General features: G+C 43.7%; 2 protein-coding genes. Both read left to right on the forward strand.

The annotated features are described in order from the left end of the window. A partial coding sequence (locus tag HMPREF0860_RS13920; RefSeq protein ID WP_244870190.1) for a hypothetical protein occupies positions 1-194 on the forward strand: 194 nt, incomplete at its 5' end. Between the two features lie 154 nt (positions 195-348). After that, positions 349-902, forward strand: a 554-nt coding sequence (locus HMPREF0860_RS05640; protein WP_021495579.1) for an Rpn family recombination-promoting nuclease/putative transposase, incomplete at its 3' end; no start/stop codon positions are given.

Consider the following 902-nt stretch of genomic DNA (forward strand, 5'->3'; position numbering starts at 1 on the left):
AAGAAGGCATACAACAGGGTATACAACAAGGTTTGCGGCAAGGTATACAACAGGGTAAATCCCTCGGTCTTGCTGAAGGTGCCCGTCAAAAAGCACTTGAAACGGCACGGCTGATGAAACAGGCAAATTGCGAAATTCCATTTATAGAGAAGATGACCGGTCTCACCCAAGAAGAGGTGGAATCGATTAGCTAACTACACATTACCCGTTGATACGATAAGCGTCTTACCGTTTGCTCATAGCGGCGTACGGCGGCATCGGCAGATATCTTCCAAAATTGCTTCAAAAAACTCCGAAATTGCAACATCTCCGCGATATATATAGTGAATATTTTGCGGGGAGACCTGTATGAGAAAAAGCTTTGACGACTTAACCATCGCTGATGACTTTATGTTTTGCAAGGTTATGCAGGATAAAGGCATTTGTAAAGAGTTTCTCGAAATGATCTTGTCAGATAAAATCGGGAAGATTGCCTGCCTGTCGCCGCAAAACACTGTAGCAGCCGGCATTGAAGCAAAATCGGTGCGGCTCGACCTGCTCGTAAAAGACGAGGCGGGAAAATCGTACGACATTGAGATGCAGGTAAGCAACGAACACAATATCCCGAAACGCATGAGATATTATCAGGCGGCGCTTGACATCGCATTCTTGGACAAGGGTGTTCACTACAAAACATTAAACGACAGTTATATCCTCTTTATGTGTTTATTCGATGCTATCGGAAAAAACAAGCCGCTTTACACGTTTGAAAATATTTGTATCGAAGACGGGCAAACACCCTTACGCGACGGGACAAAAAAGGTTATAATAAATGCAGAAGCTTTTGGAAAAGCCGAAGGTAAAGAACTCAAAGGCTTTTTAGAGTATGTCAAAACCGGAACGGCGAATACGGAATACACAGA

Origin of the sequence: Treponema socranskii subsp. socranskii VPI DR56BR1116 = ATCC 35536, from assembly GCF_000468115.1 — a bacterium.
GTDB classification, from domain to species: Bacteria; Spirochaetota; Spirochaetia; order Treponematales; family Treponemataceae; genus Treponema_D; species Treponema_D socranskii.